This is a genomic window from Lutimonas sp. (assembly GCF_051011215.1).
Classification (GTDB): domain Bacteria; phylum Bacteroidota; class Bacteroidia; order Flavobacteriales; family Flavobacteriaceae; genus Lutimonas.
In genome coordinates this window covers 77,859-98,661 of sequence record NZ_JBPCUJ010000020.1, presented here as the reverse complement: position 1 = coordinate 98,661, position 20,803 = coordinate 77,859, and the positions used below count along the sequence as shown (strand labels likewise).

General features: G+C 37.8%; 25 protein-coding genes. All 25 read left to right on the top strand.

What is annotated here, in order from left to right; genetic code table 11:
• Nucleotides 1–18 precede the first annotated feature (18 nt).
• On the top strand, nucleotides 19–318 hold the full coding sequence (locus tag ACR2MV_RS02790) for a DUF1905 domain-containing protein (protein ID WP_434020373.1): 300 nt from the start codon (nucleotides 19–21) through the stop codon (nucleotides 316–318).
• 81 nt (nucleotides 319–399) lie between these two features.
• The gene (locus tag ACR2MV_RS02785; protein WP_434020372.1) at nucleotides 400–855 is read left to right on the top strand and encodes an SRPBCC family protein; all 456 of its coding nucleotides are present in this window, start codon (nucleotides 400–402) and stop codon (nucleotides 853–855) included.
• 48 nt (nucleotides 856–903) lie between these two features.
• Nucleotides 904–2,661, top strand: a complete 1,758-nt coding sequence (locus ACR2MV_RS02780; RefSeq protein ID WP_434020371.1) for an arylsulfatase — start codon at nucleotides 904–906, stop codon at nucleotides 2,659–2,661.
• A gap of 150 nt (nucleotides 2,662–2,811) precedes the next feature.
• On the top strand, nucleotides 2,812–4,083 hold the full coding sequence (gene eno, locus ACR2MV_RS02775) for a phosphopyruvate hydratase (RefSeq protein ID WP_434020370.1): 1,272 nt from the start codon (nucleotides 2,812–2,814) through the stop codon (nucleotides 4,081–4,083).
• A gap of 38 nt (nucleotides 4,084–4,121) precedes the next feature.
• Nucleotides 4,122–4,505 (top strand): VOC family protein, encoded by a 384-nt coding sequence (locus ACR2MV_RS02770; protein ID WP_434020369.1) that lies wholly within the window; start codon nucleotides 4,122–4,124, stop codon nucleotides 4,503–4,505.
• Nucleotides 4,506–4,608: 103 nt separating this feature from the next.
• Nucleotides 4,609–5,649, top strand: coding sequence for a serine hydrolase domain-containing protein (locus ACR2MV_RS02765; RefSeq protein ID WP_434020368.1), 1,041 nt, complete (start codon nucleotides 4,609–4,611; stop codon nucleotides 5,647–5,649).
• A gap of 29 nt (nucleotides 5,650–5,678) precedes the next feature.
• Complete coding sequence (locus ACR2MV_RS02760; protein ID WP_434020367.1) at nucleotides 5,679–6,467, top strand: hypothetical protein; 789 nt, start codon at nucleotides 5,679–5,681, stop codon at nucleotides 6,465–6,467.
• Between the two features lie 46 nt (nucleotides 6,468–6,513).
• A complete protein-coding gene (locus ACR2MV_RS02755; protein ID WP_434020366.1) occupies nucleotides 6,514–7,446 on the top strand; it encodes a DUF5694 domain-containing protein in 933 nt (310 codons plus the stop codon).
• 45 nt (nucleotides 7,447–7,491) lie between these two features.
• Entirely contained in the window at nucleotides 7,492–8,052 is a 561-nt protein-coding gene (locus ACR2MV_RS02750; protein WP_434020365.1) for a hypothetical protein, read from the top strand.
• Nucleotides 8,053–8,147: 95 nt separating this feature from the next.
• Nucleotides 8,148–8,519, top strand: a complete 372-nt coding sequence (locus tag ACR2MV_RS02745; protein ID WP_434020364.1) for a VOC family protein — start codon at nucleotides 8,148–8,150, stop codon at nucleotides 8,517–8,519.
• Nucleotides 8,520–8,833: 314 nt separating this feature from the next.
• Nucleotides 8,834–9,601 carry an SDR family NAD(P)-dependent oxidoreductase gene (locus tag ACR2MV_RS02740; RefSeq protein ID WP_434020363.1) on the top strand — a complete coding sequence of 256 codons (768 nt, stop codon included), beginning with the start codon at nucleotides 8,834–8,836 and terminating at the stop codon, nucleotides 9,599–9,601.
• Between the two features lie 73 nt (nucleotides 9,602–9,674).
• Nucleotides 9,675–10,244 carry a class I SAM-dependent methyltransferase gene (locus ACR2MV_RS02735; protein WP_434020362.1) on the top strand — a complete coding sequence of 190 codons (570 nt, stop codon included), beginning with the start codon at nucleotides 9,675–9,677 and terminating at the stop codon, nucleotides 10,242–10,244.
• A gap of 137 nt (nucleotides 10,245–10,381) precedes the next feature.
• Nucleotides 10,382–10,819 (top strand): cupin domain-containing protein, encoded by a 438-nt coding sequence (locus ACR2MV_RS02730; RefSeq protein ID WP_434020361.1) that lies wholly within the window; start codon nucleotides 10,382–10,384, stop codon nucleotides 10,817–10,819.
• Between the two features lie 148 nt (nucleotides 10,820–10,967).
• Complete coding sequence (locus ACR2MV_RS02725) at nucleotides 10,968–12,623, top strand: N-acyl-D-amino-acid deacylase family protein (RefSeq protein ID WP_434020360.1); 1,656 nt, start codon at nucleotides 10,968–10,970, stop codon at nucleotides 12,621–12,623.
• 96 nt (nucleotides 12,624–12,719) lie between these two features.
• On the top strand, nucleotides 12,720–13,220 hold the full coding sequence (locus ACR2MV_RS02720) for a hypothetical protein (protein ID WP_434020359.1): 501 nt from the start codon (nucleotides 12,720–12,722) through the stop codon (nucleotides 13,218–13,220).
• Nucleotides 13,221–13,231: 11 nt separating this feature from the next.
• Complete coding sequence (locus tag ACR2MV_RS02715) at nucleotides 13,232–13,639, top strand: hypothetical protein (protein WP_434020358.1); 408 nt, start codon at nucleotides 13,232–13,234, stop codon at nucleotides 13,637–13,639.
• Nucleotides 13,640–13,780: 141 nt separating this feature from the next.
• Nucleotides 13,781–14,560 (top strand): DUF1295 domain-containing protein, encoded by a 780-nt coding sequence (locus ACR2MV_RS02710; RefSeq protein ID WP_434020357.1) that lies wholly within the window; start codon nucleotides 13,781–13,783, stop codon nucleotides 14,558–14,560.
• A 2-nt stretch (nucleotides 14,561–14,562) separates the two neighbouring features.
• The gene (locus ACR2MV_RS02705; RefSeq protein ID WP_434020356.1) at nucleotides 14,563–14,838 is read left to right on the top strand and encodes a hypothetical protein; all 276 of its coding nucleotides are present in this window, start codon (nucleotides 14,563–14,565) and stop codon (nucleotides 14,836–14,838) included.
• A gap of 164 nt (nucleotides 14,839–15,002) precedes the next feature.
• Nucleotides 15,003–15,527 (top strand): GNAT family N-acetyltransferase, encoded by a 525-nt coding sequence (locus ACR2MV_RS02700; RefSeq protein WP_434020355.1) that lies wholly within the window; start codon nucleotides 15,003–15,005, stop codon nucleotides 15,525–15,527.
• Entirely contained in the window at nucleotides 15,524–16,000 is a 477-nt protein-coding gene (locus ACR2MV_RS02695) for a hypothetical protein (RefSeq protein ID WP_434020354.1), read from the top strand. The genes ACR2MV_RS02700 and ACR2MV_RS02695 overlap by 4 nt, the downstream gene beginning before the upstream one ends.
• Nucleotides 16,001–16,060: 60 nt before the next feature.
• Nucleotides 16,061–16,630 carry a hypothetical protein gene (locus tag ACR2MV_RS02690; RefSeq protein ID WP_434020353.1) on the top strand — a complete coding sequence of 190 codons (570 nt, stop codon included), beginning with the start codon at nucleotides 16,061–16,063 and terminating at the stop codon, nucleotides 16,628–16,630.
• A gap of 94 nt (nucleotides 16,631–16,724) precedes the next feature.
• Nucleotides 16,725–17,264, top strand: a complete 540-nt coding sequence (locus ACR2MV_RS02685; protein ID WP_434020352.1) for a hypothetical protein — start codon at nucleotides 16,725–16,727, stop codon at nucleotides 17,262–17,264.
• 123 nt (nucleotides 17,265–17,387) lie between these two features.
• Nucleotides 17,388–18,812, top strand: a complete 1,425-nt coding sequence (locus tag ACR2MV_RS02680; protein WP_434020351.1) for an arylsulfatase — start codon at nucleotides 17,388–17,390, stop codon at nucleotides 18,810–18,812.
• A gap of 13 nt (nucleotides 18,813–18,825) precedes the next feature.
• Entirely contained in the window at nucleotides 18,826–19,626 is an 801-nt protein-coding gene (locus ACR2MV_RS02675) for an SDR family NAD(P)-dependent oxidoreductase (RefSeq protein WP_434020350.1), read from the top strand.
• A 70-nt stretch (nucleotides 19,627–19,696) separates the two neighbouring features.
• Entirely contained in the window at nucleotides 19,697–20,680 is a 984-nt protein-coding gene (locus tag ACR2MV_RS02670) for an NAD(P)-dependent alcohol dehydrogenase (RefSeq protein WP_434020349.1), read from the top strand.
• Nucleotides 20,681–20,803: the final 123 nt, after the last annotated feature.

Genomic DNA, 20,803 nt, shown 5'->3' with positions numbered 1-20,803 from the left:
ATTTTTGTTTGCAGGGCCATGGAAGCTAGGATTGAATATGCATTTATAGGTGTCATTTGGAGACATGATGCTCCAGGAGGCTGGTATTTTGTATCGCTGCCAAAAGATATCTCGAGAGAGATTAAAGAGAATCTTGGCTGGCAGGAAGAGGGTTGGGGAAGAATGAAGGCACGAGCAAGAATTGGAATACTTTCCTGGGAAACTGCCATATGGTTTGACAGTAAAAAGAAGACCTATATTATTCCCATGAAGGCCGAAATAAGAAAAAAGGCCAGTCTCGAGGTCGATATGAAAATTGACATTAGTATTATGATATGAATTGCCTGGGCCTGGATTTTTCAGGGGGATGGTATTATTGACAAACCAGTTTATGATGTTTAATTTAAAGAAAATAAAACCATGAAATTTAGCGGATCTGTTGAAATCAATAAACCACAGCATATAGTAGCTCAACTATTTGCAGATCCGAAATACCTAAAGGAATATCAAGATGGCTTTCAGAAAAAAGAACTGATTAGTGGAGAAAAAGGGCAGGTTGGGGCAATTTCGAAAATGTATTACAAGGATGCCAAAAGGGAAATGGAATTGACCGAAACCATCACCTCTAATATTCTTCCTGATTCTTTTGCTGCAACATATCATCACAAGTTTATGGACAATACCATGAAGTGCCGTTTTGTGCCACTTGCTGAAAATAAAACACGGTATGAATATGAATTTGAATATACGCGTATTGACTGGGTGCTGCCAAAATTGATGGCGATCCTGTTTCCAAGTGTTTATAGAAAACAAGGCGAAAAGTGGATGAGGCAATTTAAGGAGTTCGTAGAAAAACAAAACATTGTCATTGACTAAAAGAATAATTATCTTTAAAAGATTAAAAAAAATAAAATTTACTATAGAATGAAGACTATATTTTACACCTTGCTTCTAGCCATTTTCTTGATTAGTTGTGGGCAATCAAAAGAAAAAGAAGCCAATAAAAAACAGCACACATCAAAGCCGAAAATGAATGTATTGCTTTTGGTAGGAGATGATATCGCGTTTGGAGACCTGGGTGTTTATGGCTCAGAAATTGAAACACCCAACTTTCAAAGACTGGCCGATGCAGGAGTTCGATTCTCAAATTTCCATGCTTCACCGGTATGCTCTGTAACACGATCCATGTTGCTTACAGGTTGCAATAATATAGAAGTGGGCTTAGGATCTTTTGATTACTCTTTTTATCCACCTTCAAAAGGGAAGCCAGGTTACGAAGGTTATTTAACGGAGAATGCCGTTGCCTTGAGCCAGTTATTTAACGACGCTGGGTACGAAGTTTATAAAGTAGGTAAATGGCATTTAGGTGGAGAAGCCGCTGGAGGTCATGGACCCTTGCATTGGGGCTTCACCAAAGAATTTGGTATTCTTTCAGGTGGATCCAATCATTGGAATAATTTAAGAATGACGCCGGATTTTTCAGCGCCGGATTGGATGAATAGAAAGTTTGAAGAAGAATGGACTTTAAACGGAGAAAAATACGAACGACCAGAAGGTGTTTATTCTGGAGAATTGTATACCAATCAAATGTTGGATTTTATAAAGGAAGGAAGGGCAAACGGGAAGCCTTGGTTTGCCTATATGGCTTTTACAACGGCTCATTTCCCGATTCAGGCTCCACCGGAATTAGTTGACAAGCATTATGAATTTTATCTTGAAAAAGGATACGAAGGATTAAAACAATTTCGTTATGAGCGACTAAAAGCCAATGGATTAATCAGTGAAGTTTCGGATCCTGCAAAGGAGAATGATTTGGTCAAAAAATGGGATGAACTAAGCCAGAAAGAAAAGGAATATCAGGCAAAAGTATTTGCTACCTATGCGGCTGAAATTGAGGACCAGGATAATAGAATTGGACAGGTTCTGGACTACCTGAAAGAATCAGGTCAAATGGACAACACACTTATTGTGTATCTATCCGACAATGGGCCTGAAGGCATGGAAGCTGAAAATCCTAAAACCGGTAACAAAGAGTTTGGTGAGTGGATTGCTACAAATTATGACACGAGTTTTGAGGCTATCGGAACCGCCAATTCAAGCAATTATATTGGTACCTCATGGGCCAATGCTGCGACAGGGGGGCTTTCTTGGTGGAAGTGGTTTATTGGAGAAGGAGGTACACGTGTTCCAATGATTATTGTACCACCGGGTGCTGCCAATGAAAATTACAAAAGAGCCGGTGAAATTTCTAATGTGGTGATGTCTGTTAAGGACCTGCCGATGACAATTTTGGATTATGCAGGCATTGAGCATCCAGGGGCTTCCTATAAAGGAAAAGAAATTGTGCAGCCAACTGGAATAAGTGCACGATCATTTTTAGAAAGCAAATCAGATCAGGTACGTACTGAAAAAGACTGGTATGCTTTTGAACTATTTGGGAATGCATATCTAATGCAGGGCAATTATAAGTTGATGAAAGTGCGTCCCGGTATGTTTGGTGATGGAGAATGGCACTTATATGATGTGGTGTTAGATCCTTCAGAAAGTAAAGCGCTGGAGAACGAAATGCCGGAAAAATTTGAAACAATGCTGGCGCTGTATAAAGGCTACGAGAAAGAACATAATTTAGTTCAAGTGGATAGCGAATGGAATGCTTTTCAGGCGGCGAGTGAGGGGAATTAAGGATCGTAGAATTTATGAGAAATCTCAGAATACTTTTCCACCAAATGTTTGGCTGAACTCTATTCCTTATGTATTAAATTACTAATCCGAATTTGTTAATCCCTTAATTTAACTGTGATTCGCCATATATCTAATTTATAACCCCCGATTATGAACTCAACAATTAAGAATATTTCAGCCCTGGAAATTTTAGATTCCAGAGGGAATCCTACAGTCAGAACCTATGTAATATTAGAGGACGGAACCAAATCTTTCGCATCAGTTCCTTCAGGAGCTTCAACTGGTCAGAATGAAGCCGTTGAACTTCGTGATGGCGAAAAACGTTATAATGGTACAGGCGTTCAAAATGCTGTTAATAATGTAAATACAGAAATTGCCAGTGCCTTGGTTGGGAAGGATGCTTCAAACCAAAAGGATATTGATTATACAATGATAGAATTGGATGGCACCAATAACAAGTCTCGACTTGGTGCAAATGCGATATTGGGCGTTTCTATGGCTGTAGCGAAGGCTGCTGCGAGTTCTTCGAAATTACCATTATATGCCTATTTAGGCGGTGCAAATGCCGTGCGCATTCCGGTTCCATGTATGAATATATTGAACGGAGGGGAACATGCTGACAACAGTGTGGATTTTCAAGAATTTATGTTGGTGCCCCATGGAGCACCCTCGTTTAAAGAAGGTTTGAGATATGTTGCTGAAACATTTCATATTCTCAAAGGAATTTTAAAAAGCAAAGGAATGGCTACCAGTGTGGGTGACGAAGGAGGTTTTGCGCCAAACTGCGCCAGTAATGAGGAGGCAATTGAATTAATAATAGAAGCAATAAAAAAAGCCAATTACAAACCTGGAATTGATATGTCCATAGCCATTGATAGTGCAGCTAATTCATTTTCGCCAAATCTTGACGGTAACTATGACTTAATATGGTCGGGACTGGGTAAAATGAAGACTGCAGATCTAATTGAAAAAAGTGCAGAATGGTTGGAGAAGTATCCAATAATTCTCTGGGAAGATCCTGTTTCAGAAGGAGACTGGGAAGGATATATCACGTTTACCAAACGGTTTGGCGATAAGATTGAAGTGGTAGGAGATGATAATTTTGTTACAAATACAAAGTATATTAAAAAAGGAATCGAGATGGGTGCATGCAATTCGGCGTTGATTAAGTTAAATCAAATAGGTTCAGTTACAGAGACCATTGAGGCTGTAAGAATGTGTAGAGAAGCAGGTTGGAGATATTTTCTGTCACATCGCTCAGGAGAGACTGAAGATACCTTCTTGGCTGATTTTGCTGTGGCCATGGATGGGGGGCATTTAAAAACGGGATCTGCCTGTCGTGGTGAAAGAATTGCAAAATACAATCGATTGTTGGAAATTGAACATGAATTAAAAGGACGATCTGAATACCGCTGGAAGTAATTGTAGCAATGAACATATCTAATAATTCAAATTAATAAATGCATAGCTTTAATTTTAATCATATAGCGCTTTCTGTAAAAGATGTCACTGAATCTATCGCTTTTTACCAAAAAGTATTTCAATTGAAAGAAATTGAGAATACGGCCTCTGACTCAAAAACTCGATGGCTAATTTTTAATGATGGCAGACAACTTCATCTGATTCCTCGACCGGATGCAGTAATTAAAATCAATAAGGCCGTACACTTTGCTTTGGCTACCAGTGATATAGATGCATTTATGCAGGAGCTTGAAGCACTTGATATTACTTATTCAGATTGGAAAGACAGCCCCAAAAAAGATTATATTCGAATGGATGGCATCAAGCAGGTTTATTTTCAAGATCCCAATGGATATTGGATTGAAGTCAATAATGATGTTTAGAAAAGGACCTTCTTGTTAGATACGAATTGACATGCTGTAAAAAATTTCCTGCTTTTATTTTTAGTAAATTAGTCACAACCAAATAAAGAACCATCAAGTTTTTATGGAAAAGAAAAAATCAAAACGAATTGTTAGAATTTTATTACTGGTCGGAACCATTGTTTCCTTGTATTTCGTGCCCTGGCTCCTTGTGAAGGCCTGGATATTGCCGCTGCCTGACACAGTACAGGAACAGGCAGATCAGGCTATTGATCATGGTTTTGAAGGCCTCATAGTCTATATTGATCAAGGAGGTTATGAACCTCAGTTTATTGCTTCAGGATGGCATGACCGGGAGTTAAAAATACCAGCAGATCCGCATGCCTTATTTAAGATTGCCAGTGTGAGTAAGCTTTATGATGCGGTGGCTGTTACAAAATTGGTAGGTGACGGAAGGCTTTCTCTTGATAAAACAGTGGCAGATTATTTACCAGAATTGGAAAACAGGATCGAAAACGCTGATAAAATTACCTTACGGTTAATGATTCAGCATAGAAGTGGTATGCCTAATTTTACCGATGCGCCAAGGTTTTGGGAAGCTCCAACAGAGACCTATGAAGAGAGTCTTGCCTTGATTGACGGGTTGCCGGCCAACTTTGAACCGGGTGAAGATTACGAATATTGCAACACGAATTATCTACTAATTAATAAGATCATGGATGATGTTCTGGGTTATGATAACTTTCAGTTTATTCGGGAAGAAATTCTGACGCCTTTGAACCTTAGCAACACCTATAATTCACTCAAAGAGGTGGATATAGATCGGGTGATGGGCGGATATCATGTGGGTTATCCATTAAATCTGAAGGAAGGTGGTGAACGCGGAATGCTAGCGACCGCTCAGGATGTAGGGACTTTTTTAAGAGCCTTAAACGACGGTACTGTTTTCAAACCTGGAGAAAAGGAAATTTACGCTTCCATTTATGAATATGAGCATGGAGGTTGGATACCCGGATATCAGAGTTTTACAGAATACCACAAAGACCTGGATGCTGTTATTATAGAATTTTACAGTACAACAGACGCTAAATTATTGTATTGGAATTTGTCAGAGATCATCAATAACAGAATTGTTAAAATTCTGAAAAAGCAACAGTCTAAATAAATAGTTATCGATTATCAAAGAATATAACCATGAGACTACACTTTCTTATTCTCTTTTCTATGATGATATGTATCCTTTTAGGATTCAATAACTATCGAACAAAGAACTCATATTTTCTTCTCAAATCGAAGGAAATTAGTTTTTATACTCAAGACAGCGTTGAAATTTTTGGTGATTTATATGAAATAGATAAAAAAGGGAAAACCATTCTACTGTTTCATCAGGGAGGGTCAAATGCCAGGGGAGAATACTCACCCATCATTCCAAGGTTAATTGAGCAGGGTTATAATGTTTTAGCGATTGATCAACGATCAGGAGGACAATATTATGGAAGTTATAATCGGACGCTGGCTAAAATTCCTACGAATATATATGGTGATGGTTATGAGTATTGTGATGCCTATAACAACTTAGAAGGTGCCTTGGATTTTATGATTGATAATGGATTCTCTGGGGTTAAAATTGTTTGGGGAAGCAGCTATAGCGCCTCACTGGCCATACAACTGGCTAATCATAGACAGGGAGATGTTGATGGGGTCTTGGCATTTTCACCTGCATCTGGAGGCTCCATGAAAGAATGCCTTCCAGATCCGTATTTCGAAACTTTAAAGCAGCCTTTGCTATTGCTGAGACCTCCGGGTGAAATGCAGAATGAAAAATCTAAATTGCAATTTGAATTGGCGGAAAAATTCAAGCACCAAACCTATGTGCCAAAAAGCGGGGTCCATGGTTCATCCATGCTGGTTGAAAACAGGGTAGGAGATGATGTTCAAGATACCTGGAAAGTGGTTATTTCTTTTTTAGAAAACGTAAAATAAAAAGAAGATTGATTCTTACATTTTAATCAAACAACTGTGATATCATATGAATAACATACAATTACTCATCTGCTTCCTCCTGTCAGTTATGATCATGGGATGTGATTCAAAAAGCAATGGAAAAGTGCCATCAGAATTATCGCCCCAAACGATGAATCATGCCTTGATTTTAGGAGTATACCATTTTAATAATCCTGGTAAGGATACATATAATCTGAAAATTGATGACTATTTTTCTGAGATCAGGCAAGAGGAGATCCAAGAACTTGTTGATTTACTGGCAGTCTATGAACCCACTAAAATATTTGTTGAATTCTTACCGGAACAACAGCATAAACTGGATAGCTTGTTCGGGCTTTATATCAATGATCAGCTGTCTTTAAAGGATATCAATGGCGGGCGGAATGAAGTATATCAAATTGGATTTCGATTGGCAAAACAATTAGGTATTAAAGAGGTCATTGCCGCAGATCATCAGGGAGCATATTTGGCACCCTATGTTGATTTCATTGCAGACACTTTATCACTTAGTAGTTATCAAGCATATAATGCAACTTATAAGAATCAAATGGAAGAAAGGCAGGAACGCTTCAATAGAAGTACTGTCAGAGAAAATTTAGTCTTCCTGAACAACTGGCAGCAAATTTTAGATAACCATAATTATTACAATAATATCGCGATCAAGGTAAAGGATACGGCTGATATTATGTTTACCTATCAGGAGAAAGCAATGGATTTTGACGGATTGCCTTATCAAATGCGTTCTTTTGATTTTAATAATATAGGTGTGGACATGGCGGCTGAATGGTATAAACGAAATTTATTTATTTACCGCAACATCTTGGAACACACAGGTGAAAATGACAAGGCTTTGATCATTTTTGGCAGCGGTCATGTAAGGCATCTGGTTGGTTTTTTTTCAGATCACCCTAATTTTATTACTGTGGATCCAAATTCCTTTTTGAAAGTTAAACAATAACAAGCGGACTGAATTAGTTATATATATAAGCTCAAAATAGAAAAAATGGAAAAGAACTCATTAAAATCAGGTATCATTAGTAATTTTAAAAAAGCCATGCTGATCGGCTTGCTATGCTCAGTATTTTTGATTGGGAATCTCGGACATGCTCAGAGTAAGAGTAAAGAAGCACTCGGGAATACCCTGGTGGAGAGTATTGTAAACAATGATGGAATCCGGTTTAAATCGACCCTATTGCCAAAGGCAGAGGCGCTGAAATTGCATGAAGCAAATAACCTGCAGGATATAGATAGTAAGGATAAAGATTCTTTAATGGCTCAATACGAAACTGTATATGATCAAAAGACCATTCCTCGATTTGAAAAGAACTTACAGGAAATGGTGCATCTGAGCGAAACCAATAACATAGACTGGTCGAAGGTAGCGTTTATGATTTTATATAAATATGCTTCAAATGATGATGCATACCTTCCTTTTTTGATTCATACAGAATTGAAGAATTCCGCCTATAAGCATTTTTATTTCGAAGCTGTTAGGTATAAGGGAGTGTGGTATCTGGAAGGAAAAATGGAACTGACCAAAGGAGAGAAATATGCTCCTAAGTGATGCTCTGAGCTTGTTGGTTTTCTAATTTGCAGGAGGCAGCGTAATTATTTTGTAACTTCATCATATAAAAATAATCGCAACCTTAGAAACCAATTATGAAATTAGGAGCCTTTTCAATTAGTCTGACAGTGAAAGATATCAGCGTATCAAAAGAGTTTTATGAATATCTTGGATTTACGGTATTTGCCGGTGATATAGAAAAGAAGTACCTGATCATGAAAAATGGAAATTCATTAATCGGCTTATTTCAGGGAATGTTTGAGAAAAACATTATGACTTTTAATCCGGGTTGGGACGAGAATGCTAATGCCATCGAATCATATGACGATATTAGAAAAATACAGTCTCACTTAAAATCAAAAAATATGACCCTGGATTCTGAGGTAGATGAGACATCAAAGGGACCTGCAAGTATAATGTTTACGGATCCGGATGGAAATACCATTTTGATTGATCAGCACGTGTAATTTTATTTTAGCTGTTCACGTTACCATTTTCAACGGAGATGGTCATAGTTTCTTTCGATGGACATCTTTATGATGGGTCCATTCAACTACTTCTGAGAATTATAGATTTTGAGATTTAATACAATGGTTTATTGGTTTTTCGAGCCTAATTCAAGTGAATTAATTATTTTAGTACGGTGGTTAAAAAAATCATCGTTTATTTCTCCTTGATCGTCTTCCATTTTGCTGATAGAAACTGCATATTTTAGATTGCATTGAAGAATATAAGGTGTTTTACCACTGCTATTTATACATTTTTTTGACATTAGAACAACATGAAAAATAACAAGCTACACGGAAAAAACGTGTTGATTACGGCCGGGGCTCAAGGCATTGGAGAGTCTATAACTAAACATTTTATTGATAATGGTGCAAACGTTGCCATTCACTATTTTTCCAGTGCTGAAACTGCAAATAAATTGACAGCATACGCCCTTGGAAAAGGACAAAATGCGATTGCTGTGAGTGCTGACTTAACAAAAGAAGCTGAGGCCAATGCCATGGTCGAAAAAACAGTAACAACCTTTGGTGGTTTAGACATTTTGATCAATAATGCAGGCTCTTTGGTTGCGCGTAAATTATTGAACGATATGGAAGCCGATTTTTGGCATAAGGTAATGGATATTAACCTGACGTCTATGATGTTTGTGACCAGAGCAGCGGCTCCTTACCTGGCAAAAAATGAGAACAGCAGTATTGTGAACCTGGCATCTCTTGCCGGAAGAAAAGGGGGGCATCCGGGTTCATTGGTCTATTCCACGAGCAAAGGAGCCATCCTGACCTTCACCAGAGCACTTGCTTCTGAATTAGGACCTGAAGGAATCAGGGTCAATGCGGTGGCACCAGGCCTGATCCTTGGTACGTCATTTCATAACACGCATACAACAAAAGAGTCGGCCGCTGAGACAACGGCTGGTATTCCTATTCAGCGGGCAGGAAATGCAGATGATGTTGCGAGAGCAGTCTTGTATCTAGCATCTGAATACGATGGTTTTATCACTGGTGCTACTCTCGATATAAATGGAGGCGTTTTTAATATGTAGCTTCTGTTGGATGATTTGTTGCTAAAGGAAGATTATTTACAATATCATATTATACAGAAAGAAACATACACTTATGGCAGACAATTATTATAAAACAGAAGCGTCAGTTAAGGAGTATATCGAATTAGCAAAAGATGTTAATGGAAGAAATTTAATTGAGAAGCTCAGGAAAGTGCTCCATCAGCACTCAAGCTTGCTGGAAATTGGCTCCGGTCCCGGTACCGATTGGAAAATTCTAAACGAGACATACAAGGTTACAGGTTCTGATAATTCTCAAGAGTTTCTAAAATACCTTAAAGCTGACAATCCTCAAGGTGACTTTCTTGAATTGGATGCCCTAAGTCTGGCCACAGATAAAAAATTTGATGGAATTTATTCCAACAAGGTACTACATCATTTAAAAGATCATGAATTGGTCGAATCTATCGGAAATCAGCAGCGTGTTTTAAATCCGGGTGGGATCATTTGTCATTCTTTCTGGAGCGGTGAAGGTTCGGAAATATTTAAAGGTCTTTTTGTAAATTATCACAACGAAATGACGCTCAGAAAAGTCTATGAAAACTTTTTTGAAGTTCTGTCCGTCGAGACGTATAAAGAATTTGATGCCCATGATTCTCTTTATATTATCGGAAAGAAAAAGTAATTTATTCTCCTGGGATCTTTAAGAACCAAAGATTTTTACCATCTTGTTTTTTCAATTATGTGTATCTTGTAGGGTATGTCATAGGTCTGTTAAAGGCAGACCTCACATACATCTACTTTAAACCAATTTGAACTGATATGAGTGCATCGCAACAATACGTTAAAAATGGAGGAGGTGAAAATTATAACTACTCTCAGGATCATTGCTTTATAAAATTGTCATCAAAAGATACGAATGGCGAATTATGTATCATTGAAGACACCTTAAAGCCTGGATTTCGTCTAAAGCGGCATCATCATAAATTAATGACGGAGATTTTCTATATGCTGGAAGGGGTGATGGAATTGGTTTTTGATGATGAAACCATTATGCTTGAACCAGGTGATACGATTACTGTTCCACCAAATGTTTGGCATGAAGCCCTCTGCAAGGAGGGAGGGAAAATGCTTACCGTATTTAAGGATGGAGAATTTGATATTTTCTTAGAAACCCTTTCGCAATTGACTGACAAAGATTTTTCTGATCCTGAATTGATGACATCTATCTCTGAAAAATTTGATATCTACGAAGCTTGATATGATTGTTAAAAAGAATTTTGGTAAATAAAAAATTAGCAGCATTCATAATTACAGGCAAGAATCCATGCAGGTTGCCGAAAAAGAAATTATCTATAGTGCTGTTTAGAATGATAGTAAATGTTTTAGAATTCTAAAAAAAATAATTATGAAGAAATGTATCTTTTTGCTGATTTGTTTTTCAATGGTTGTATCATATGGTCAACAGTCATCTGCGGATGTTGTAATTAGAAACGGAACCATTATTGACGGTCTTGGGAATCCAGCATTGAAAGCTGATTTATTGATTCGAAACGGATTGATGGAATTGCTAAAACCCGGAGAGCAAGTACAAACACAAGAGACTATTGACGCAACGGGTCTTATCATCGCTCCTGGTTTTATTGATGTGCACAATCATTCGGATTGGTCTTTGCAAGGAGAGGAGAAAAAACTAAATGAAGGCTTTATACGTCAGGGAGTTACTACCATCGTCGGAGGACCTGATGGATATTGGGCACCGTCAATTATTAAGGAGTTAATTGAAGTCTATGATGATGAGGGAATTGGAACCAATGTAGCCTTCTATGTTGGGCATAACGGGATTCGGAAAGCAGTGATGAAAAAGGATCAAAACAGAACACCGACAGCTGATGAATTAAAGAAAATGAAAATGTTAGTGAGAGAGGGCATGGAACTGGGAGCTGTAGGTCTTTCAACAGGTTTGATGTACGAACCCGGCATTTACAGCAACACGGATGAACTGATTGCTTTGTCTGAAGAAGTGGCTTTGTACAATGGGATTTATGATTCTCATGTCCGTAATCCGGTGCACGCTTTTGTTAAATCACATCGTGAAGTAATTGAGATATCAACCAGTGCAAAAATACCCGGAAAATTAGGACATCTGAAGGCAGTTGGTTTGCATAATGAAGGAGCTATCGATGAAATTATTTTGATGGTAGATAAATACAGAAACGATGGCTTTACCATTGTATCTGATCAGTACCCTTATGATGGTGCTCAAACTGAAAAGTTGGAACAAATTATTCGTTTTCCTTCTGATATGGAGGAGGGCAGAGCCATTAATAAACAATGGAATAGTGGAAATGATGCTGAAGCCTTAGGTCTTTTAAAATTAGTATTAACTGATGAAGTTAAAAAGGCAGAAATTAAGAAGGTAAGTGAAGAAGGTGAAAACGGAGGATTTGCCTGGTTAAAAGCGACGGGATATAGTAGTATGAGAATTACCAGTAGCAAGGATTACCCTGAACTTGTAGGAAAGTACCTTTCTGAAGTAGCTGAAGAGAAGCATATGGATCCCTTTGATGCTCTCTGTGATCTGATCTTGCAAGCAACTGAAAGTAGTTTTATAACCTTAGGAGGCATTAACGAGAAAGATGTGCAAAAACTTCTGCTGCAACCCTGGAATATGATTGCCAGTGACGGTTCCTATATAAAACAATCAAATAAATCTTCAGGACATCCACGAAGTACCGGAACATTTCCCAGAGTATTAGGCCATTATTCCCGTGATCTAAAACTGCTCACCTTAGAGGAAGCGGTGCGCAAAATGACTTCCTTACCGGCGGATGTTATAGGATTCAAAAACAGGGGAAGAATTCAAAATGGATTGCCGGCAGATATCGTGATATTCAACCCCGAAACGATTATAGATAATTCCACGTTCGAACAACCAAATTTATATGCCAGTGGTGTTATCCATGTATTTGTCAATGGTGTTGCCATATTGCAAAATGAAGAAATGACAGGCAATGCTTCAGGAAGGTATTTAAGCCTGATCGAAGAGTCTAAAACTAATTAGAATTATTATCTTGCTCCTACAAAAGCGGGTCTTTTTTAAATATTTTTTAAATTTTTACTATCAGGCCTTAGCCAAAGAACCATCTATACGATTTTTATGAAAAAATATATGTTAGTGCTCCTTGCAATAGTACTTTTTTCCTGTCAGGAAGGAAAGGTATTGAGTGATGAGGATGTTAAAGAAGCGCTTATAGCGGTAGTGGAAGGTGAAACTCTTGCTTATATGGAAAAGGATTATCAGAAATGGGCCTCTTATTGGGATCATAGTGAAGAAGTTTTACGGTTGGATGTATCTGCAGCTGGGTTTGCTCAGATTAGAGGTTGGGAAAAAAGCGGCGGAAGTTTGGAGACGTTTTTTAAAGAAAACCCTGAGCCGATCAAATCAACTTTCGAAAATTCCAACTATCTTATTTTTCACGATATGAATTTGGCCTGGGTTGCTTTCGATCAAAGCTGGACCAGTGAGTCTGGTGAAGAAACTGTAGCAAAAGCGACCATCACCTTGGTCAAAAAAGAAAATACCTGGAAGATTATTTCATATACTGCCATTCAGTATGAAGAGGAAGGTCTGGATATAGATACCTTGGCTAGGGATTAAATTTGTTTCGGATGTTTAATTATGTGATTCTTCCAATACTGATCAGTGCATTGGCCATTGCGACGTTACTGCGAAATAGGAAAAAAATACCCAGAAGCTCCTTCTTATTTAGTTTTTGGGTAAGTGGATTGGTTTTTTTTAGCACGTATATACTTTTAATCCTAATTGCGCGTGGGTTGGATGCTTATTATTGGTCCGAATATATGTCCTTTGATATGAATAATGACGGTTATATTGAGGAATCTGAAAGAACAGCAGGTTACAGTACGGCACATGAAAATGCAGTGAATGACACAGCCAGAAATATGGTATTTATGACCGGAGCTATTATTTCTTTGCTTGTATCAACGACTGTGTTGTTCGTAGGTGTGATTGGAAACTTCTTGATACAGAGAAGAAATACCTTGAAAAAAAATTAAGTAATTAATTGACCCTACATGATGCTGTGGTCATTGTTTTGAATATCGAAGGAAATACACTTCAAAATAGTATTTAAAGGTCGGGTTTCTATAAACTTAATGCATAACTTCGTACAGCAGTCATTATCAACCAGCAATTCTATGATGTATTTATTCTTTCAGGCCGCCGCCATCATTTTAGTACTCCTAACTCTCCTATGGGTATGGAGTGTGTTGATTCAAAACGTTAGTATTGTTGATATTTTTTGGGGTTTTGGTTTTGTGGTACTAAATACCTTTTATGTATTTATGTCCGGGGAGCTGACCGATAGAAAAATAGTTATTCTGGCCTTGGTGACTATCTGGGGCTTGAGACTTACGCTGTATTTGGCATTTAGAAATATTGGGAAAGGAGAGGATTTCAGATACCAGGAATTCCGCAGAAAATATGGTCCGGAACGCTATTGGTGGTTCAGCTTTTTTCAAACCTTTTTATTGCAGGGCGTATTGATGATGATTATTTCTGTAACTCTTTTAGGAGTAAGTAGTGGTGACAGTTCCGGAGATCTGACGTTGTTAGATGTGATAGCCATAGGAGTTTGGCTCATTGGATTTGCATTTGAAGCGGGAGGAGATTATCAGTTATCACGTTTTAAAAGTAACCCGGAAAACAAAGGAAAAGTGTTGGATACCGGATTCTGGAAATTTACGCGTCATCCGAATTATTTTGGCGATGCCGCTGTATGGTGGGCTTTTGCTCTATTCAGTATCGCGGCGGGAAGTTACTGGCAGGTTGTTGGTGCGGTCGTGATGACGCTACTTATTATAAAAGTGTCTGGGGTGAGCCTGCTGGAAAAATCCTTAAAAGATTCTAAGCCATTGTACAAAGACTATATTCAGAGAACGAACGCCTTTTTTCCATGGTTTCCCAAAAATAAATGAAGATGGATTTTATCTCTAAAAACATATGGTTTATTCTTTTTCTGGTATGGGGCCTGCCTTTGGGATATTACAGAAGTAAATTCCGTAAAATCGTCTATCAAACAGATAGTTGGCTGATAAATATAAAACCTGTGTTTTGGAAAGAGATCCAAGGCCTTTTTGGAAATATTTATCCTGAAAACGCAGCCTATAAAAAATTCAGAAATTTTTACCTGTTCTATCTCATCATCTATTTATTGTTGTTTATCGTGTACGTTTATTTTGATAAGCGTGTTTGAGATTTGTCATTAAATAAAAATTGAATAAACAGCCATCAATAGACAAGTTTACGTTTTTAAATACCTACATTTAATCTATAAAAGAGTTTTCCGGTACTTTCATTTGCATACGTAGTGTTGGGAAGTAAGTATACAGGGGTCAGCATCGGAATGAAAGAATTAAAATGAAACACCTAAGGATTCACGATATTTCAAACAACTATTTTGCGGAAGCCTGGACCTTATATGAAAATGCCTTTCCAGAAGAAGAGCGCAGATCTATTGATTCTCAAGTGAAGCTATTCACAAATACAAATTTCCATGTAGATGTTATTGTTGAAAAAGATTTATTTATTGGATTGTTTTTTTGGTGGGAATTTGATGATGTGAGATTTGTCGAGCATTTTGCTATTGCTGAAGGCGCTAGAAATAAGGGGTTTGGAAAACTAATTTTAGAACAGTTTATAGATAAAAGCCAAAAACCAATCATTTTAGAAGTAGAGTTGCCTAACTCGGATTTAGAACAGCGCAGAATAAGGTTTTACCAAAAAACAGGGTTTCATTTGAACTCTCATGAGTACAAGATTCCACCTATGGAAGAAGGAGGGGAATCATTGCAATTACTGATCATGTCTTATCCCGATCCCATTTCTAAAAGTGATGTTGACGATTTTACGAAACAGTATCACCCCATACTATTTGAAGCATGAAAAAATGGATCTTTTTTACTTCTGTGCTTGGATTTTCGGCATATTGGGCATCGAATCTGCTGTTGTGGTTTCCATGGAGTTATAGCCCCAGTTTGGGCATTACACTCATGCTGACATTAACACCTGTCTTGTGGGCCTATGTGACCTATTTGGCTTTAGTCACCTATCCTAAAATGAAAATAATGAGGGGTGCTGTGCTCATAGGGCTCATATTTCTTATCCTGGCGGCCGGCATGGATTATGTTTTCTTTGGTCTGATCAGAAATGCCATGGAGGATCTGTACCATCCTACTACATTTTACGGATATGGTTTTTTAGTGTTCTGGCCATTTATTTTAGCCCTTATGTTTAAGCATAGAATTGCAGCTGAGAAAAAAGAAACAAGCAATAAGGTCATCTTCAATGCCGGGATAAGTGGTTTGATTTGTTTTGGGATATTGACCTTAATTATTTTATTTGGAATTGAAATATAGAGTGAATTGAAATGGGACCAAACCGTAAGGGTGAAGTTTATTTGATTATTATATTGGATTATGAAGAGTTTATTTAGAGTTATACAGAATAACATACAAGGCAAGAAGGTATTCGGTCTTTTTATGTTGACCAATGCGGTTTATTTATTAATGCTAGGCCTTACAATCCCTCAAACAATGAGTTTTTCAAATGGTATGAACTTGTTGGATATGATGCCTACGGGATATGATTTGAATTATGTTAATGAATTATTCAGTTCCCTAGGAGAAAAGGGGCGTCAGGTGTATCTTACCCAACAGATACCTGTGGATATGGTATATCCGTTACTTTTCGGTATTTCCTACTGTTTGATTCTAGGATTTTTCTTAGAAAAATTAAATAAGTTGCAGCGACCTTATGTGTATGCCTGTCTGCTTCCTTTGTTGGCCGGTTTTTTTGATTATTTAGAAAATATAAGTATTATCAACATGTTGGGTCAATACCCGGAACTGACTGAGAGCATGGTTAATACTTCAAACACATTTACAATTGCCAAAAGCGTATTGACAAGTGTTTATTTTGTTATCTTACTATTGGTCTTGATTATGTGGGGCATTGTTTATATGAAAAATAGCAAATTTAAGGTCTAAGCTATTGCCACAGAGATTGTTCGATTCATGCAGTTAGGCAGACCTCACCTTCGAGGATCTTCTATGTGACTAAACTCAAAGATAATTTTAAAGTATGAAACTCTTTCTTAAAACATATAACAAGCGTATTACCATTGTATTATTTGTTGCAGTTGTTTTGAATATTGCCGTCATGCGAATTTTTGATACTCCGCTGCATAATGACATCTGCACAAATGGAATTGTTTCATACGAACTGGCGAGAGATGTAACAGCCTCTGAGGCCATTTTGAATTCCTGGGATTCCAATGCAAGAGCCAGTGCAGGTTTAAGCTTGGGTTTTGATTTTCTCTTTTTGTTGATTTACTCAAGTTTTATCGCCATATTGCTGTATAAAGCTAATAATCATATTGGCCATGGAAGATGGTATAACAGGGTGCATACCCTATTTATATGGATGATTTTTGTAGCAGCATTTTTTGATGTTATTGAAAACATTGCCTTGATTCGGCTTTTATTAGGAGATTTAAAACAGATCTGGTCATTGATGGCCTTCTATTTTGCGACATTAAAATTTGTTATTATTTTTATGTGCATTAGTTATCTGTTGATAAATTGGCTGATTCTATTAATAGCCAGAGGTAAAAAAGTGTAATCAGACTTTAAGGAATTATTGAACGGTTTGTATTGCTGTGACGGAATTAGAAGTTGGTATCAATAAGAACTACGACCTTGATTAAACAGTTAAAAAAAAATGAAACGAATTAATTCAATCTGTATGAAAGTAAAAATGATCCTATTTATTGTTGCCATATTTTTAGTATCGGCTATAGAGGCACAGGAAAAACCGAATGTTGTGATTGTATTTATGGATAATTTTGGCTGGGGTGAACCTGGCTTTAATGGAGGCGGAATTATACGCGGTGCTGCCACCCCCAGAATGGACAGACTTGCCGATGAAGGTCTACGGTTTACAAACTTTAATGTTGAGGTACAATGTACTCCCTCGCGATCGGCTCTGATGACAGGTCGGTATGCGATTAGAAGCGGAAATGGAAAAGTTCCTTTGGGAGAGGGAGTATATGGTCTTGTGGATTGGGAAGTAACCCTGGCTGAAATGCTTTCTGATAATGGATATGTCACGGGAATGTTTGGTAAATGGCATTTGGGCAGAACCAAAGGCAGGTATCCAACTGACCAGGGTTTTGATGAATGGTATGGGATTCCCAACTCTACAGATGAATCGGCCTATTCTTCCCTGGCAGGGTTTGAAAAAAGTGGTGTTCCTGAATCCTATGTGATGCGTTCTAAAAAAGGTGCAGAACCTGAAAAAGTGAGGCCTTATCAATTGGATTACAGACCCTTGATAGATCGTGATCTTACAGACAAAGCAAAAGATTTTATGGAAAGAAGTGTGGAAAATAAGCAACCGTTTTTCCTGTATCTTCCCTATACGGCTACTCACTTTCCACCCATGCCTCATCCTAATTTTAAAGGGAAATCCGGCAATGGAAACTGGGCTGATATTCTTTTACAGATCGATAGTTATCTAGGTGAATTACAAGATAAAATTGATGACCTGGGAGTTGCAGATAACACCTTGTTTATTTTCACAGCAGATAACGGTCCGGAAGCAGGAAGTTACAATGGTACGAACATTACTGTAGAAACATCCGTGCATGGCTCTTCGGGCCCATGGAGAGGCACTTTGTTTACGGGATTCGAAGGCGCTTTAAGGGTGCCATTTGTGGTGAAATGGCCACGTAAAATTAAAGCGGGAGTATCTAGTGATGAGATTGTTCATGCTATGGATCTTTTCCCGACTCTTGCTGCCATTACGGGGAGTAAGTTGCCTCAAGACAGGATTATAGATGGTATTGATATGAGTAATTTTTTCTTGGGAAAATCGAAAGAATCCGGCCGTGACGGTTTTATTGTTTATATGGGTGATGAAATTTTTGGCGTTAAATGGAAAAACTGGAAACTGCATTTTGAAGAACAAGAAGGGTGGAACACAATAAAAAACACATATACCATGCCACGTGTGTATAACCTTTATGATGATCCCCAGGAAAGAGACAATGTGCTATTTCCTCATACATGGGTCCCCAAGGCAGCACTGAAACAATTGGAAGAACACATTGTATCACTAAAACAACATCCCCCAATTCCAATGGGTCAGAAGGATCCTTATCAACCTTAATGAATAGCTGCATATGCAGTATGAGCTTATGAAATACGCGCTTGTAACCGGTGCCTCCTCTGGAATTGGATGGTATATTTCCAAAGAACTGGCTGAGAAGGGGTATTCCCTTGTTGCGGTAAGTAATCAGGAAGCGTTGTTGAAAAAATTAAAAGCTGAATTCGAAGAGAATTATAAGGTCAAGGTGCAGACTTTGGAGTGTGACCTTTCAAGCAATGATGCCGCAAATTTGGTTTTTGATTATTGTCAAAGAGAAAATATTCACGTTGAAGTCCTTGTTAATAATGCAGGTATTTTGATCTATGGTGAAGTCATTGACATAGAAACGAAACAAACAGAAAAAATTCTAAACCTTCATATGAATACACCTGTGCTCTTATGCAGATTGTTTGGAAAGATCATGGTTGATCATAAGTGCGGATACATTCTCAATGTTTCTTCCATTTCGGCAGTTATGGCCTATCCTATGATTTCATTGTATGGCCCGACCAAAACATTTCTTCGTTATTTTTCAAAGGCTTTACATATAGAACTGAAAAGGAATCATGTGAATGTTACTTGTCTGCTTCCGGGAGCAACCAGCACTCCATTGTATGATATTGATGAAGACAAGCATTCTCTGGCATTAAATCTTGGCGTAATGAAACAACCAGCTGAGGTGGCTAAAGCAGGTGTTAAAGCCCTTTTTAAAAATAAAAAAGAGAGCCTGCCGGGCTTCGTCAATAAGCTGACTGTGCTGCTCCTTCCTTTCATTCCAACAACTGTGATTCAGTTCCTTTTCAAAAGATACAATCATAATAAAGCTTCTAAATGAGTATGTTTTTCTAAATTCGTCATGGAAGAAAGCCTGATTTAATTCGAATAGATACTTTATTTTAAAAACCATGAAAGCTTATACAATTGAACGATATGGAAAGCCTGGTGAGGTGCTTCAACTTATGGATGTTGAAAAACCAAAACCGCACGGATCTGAAGTGTTGGTAAAAGTTTGTGCTACTGCTATTAATGATTATGACTGGTGTATTAGTACTGGTAAACCGCGGTCATACCGTTTAATATTTGGTTTGTTCAATCCCAAAAAGAAGATGAGAATACCAGGGATGGAGCTGGCCGGGATCGTGGAAAAGGTAGGAGAAACTGCTACAAAGTTTAATATTGGTGATGCCGTATATGGTGATATTTCAAATTATGGATTTGGGAGTTTTTCAGAGTTTGTCTGTATTCATGAAAAGGCACTAACCCTAAAACCTAAAGAAATGAGTTTTGAAGAGGCTACCTGCATTCCACATGCGGCCATGCTTGCACTTCAAGGATTGAGAGATGTTGGAGCGCTTAAAGAAAAACAACATATCCTGATCAATGGCGGAGGAGGAGGCGTTGGCGCTTTCGGACTTCAACTGGCAAAATTGCAAGGTGTACATGTAACAGGTGTTGATACCGGTGAGAAGTTAAGCACGATGAAAATGCAAGGCTTTGATCGGGTTATTGATTATAAAACGGAGGATTTTACGAAAAGTAAACGAAAATATGATTTGATTCTGGATTGTAAAACGAATCGCTCTTTGTGGAAATTTTTGAAAGTACTTACTCCGCAAGGGAAGTATATTTCAATAGGTGGTAAATCGGGAAAACTATTGCAAATGATTTATATGGGACCTTTGGTTAAACTTGTTAGCCAGAAGCGTCTGCATATGGTGATGTTAAAAGCCAACGATGATTTGGAATTTATCAATAAACTGTATGCCGAGAAAAAGATAGATTGTGTAGTGGATGGACCATATTCTTTTGATCAGCTACCATGGGCTGTTCAGCGCTTTGGGGATGGTCTGCACCATGGGAAAATTGTCATATCCGTAAATGAACCATAAACAACCGGATCAGGGATCTTGAATGAAAATCTATTTTAAAAGTGGTGTTAGAAGAAAAAAACATTTTTAATTATTTTCCTTTTCGTACAGTAAATTGTAGGTTTACGAATTGCAATTCTGAGC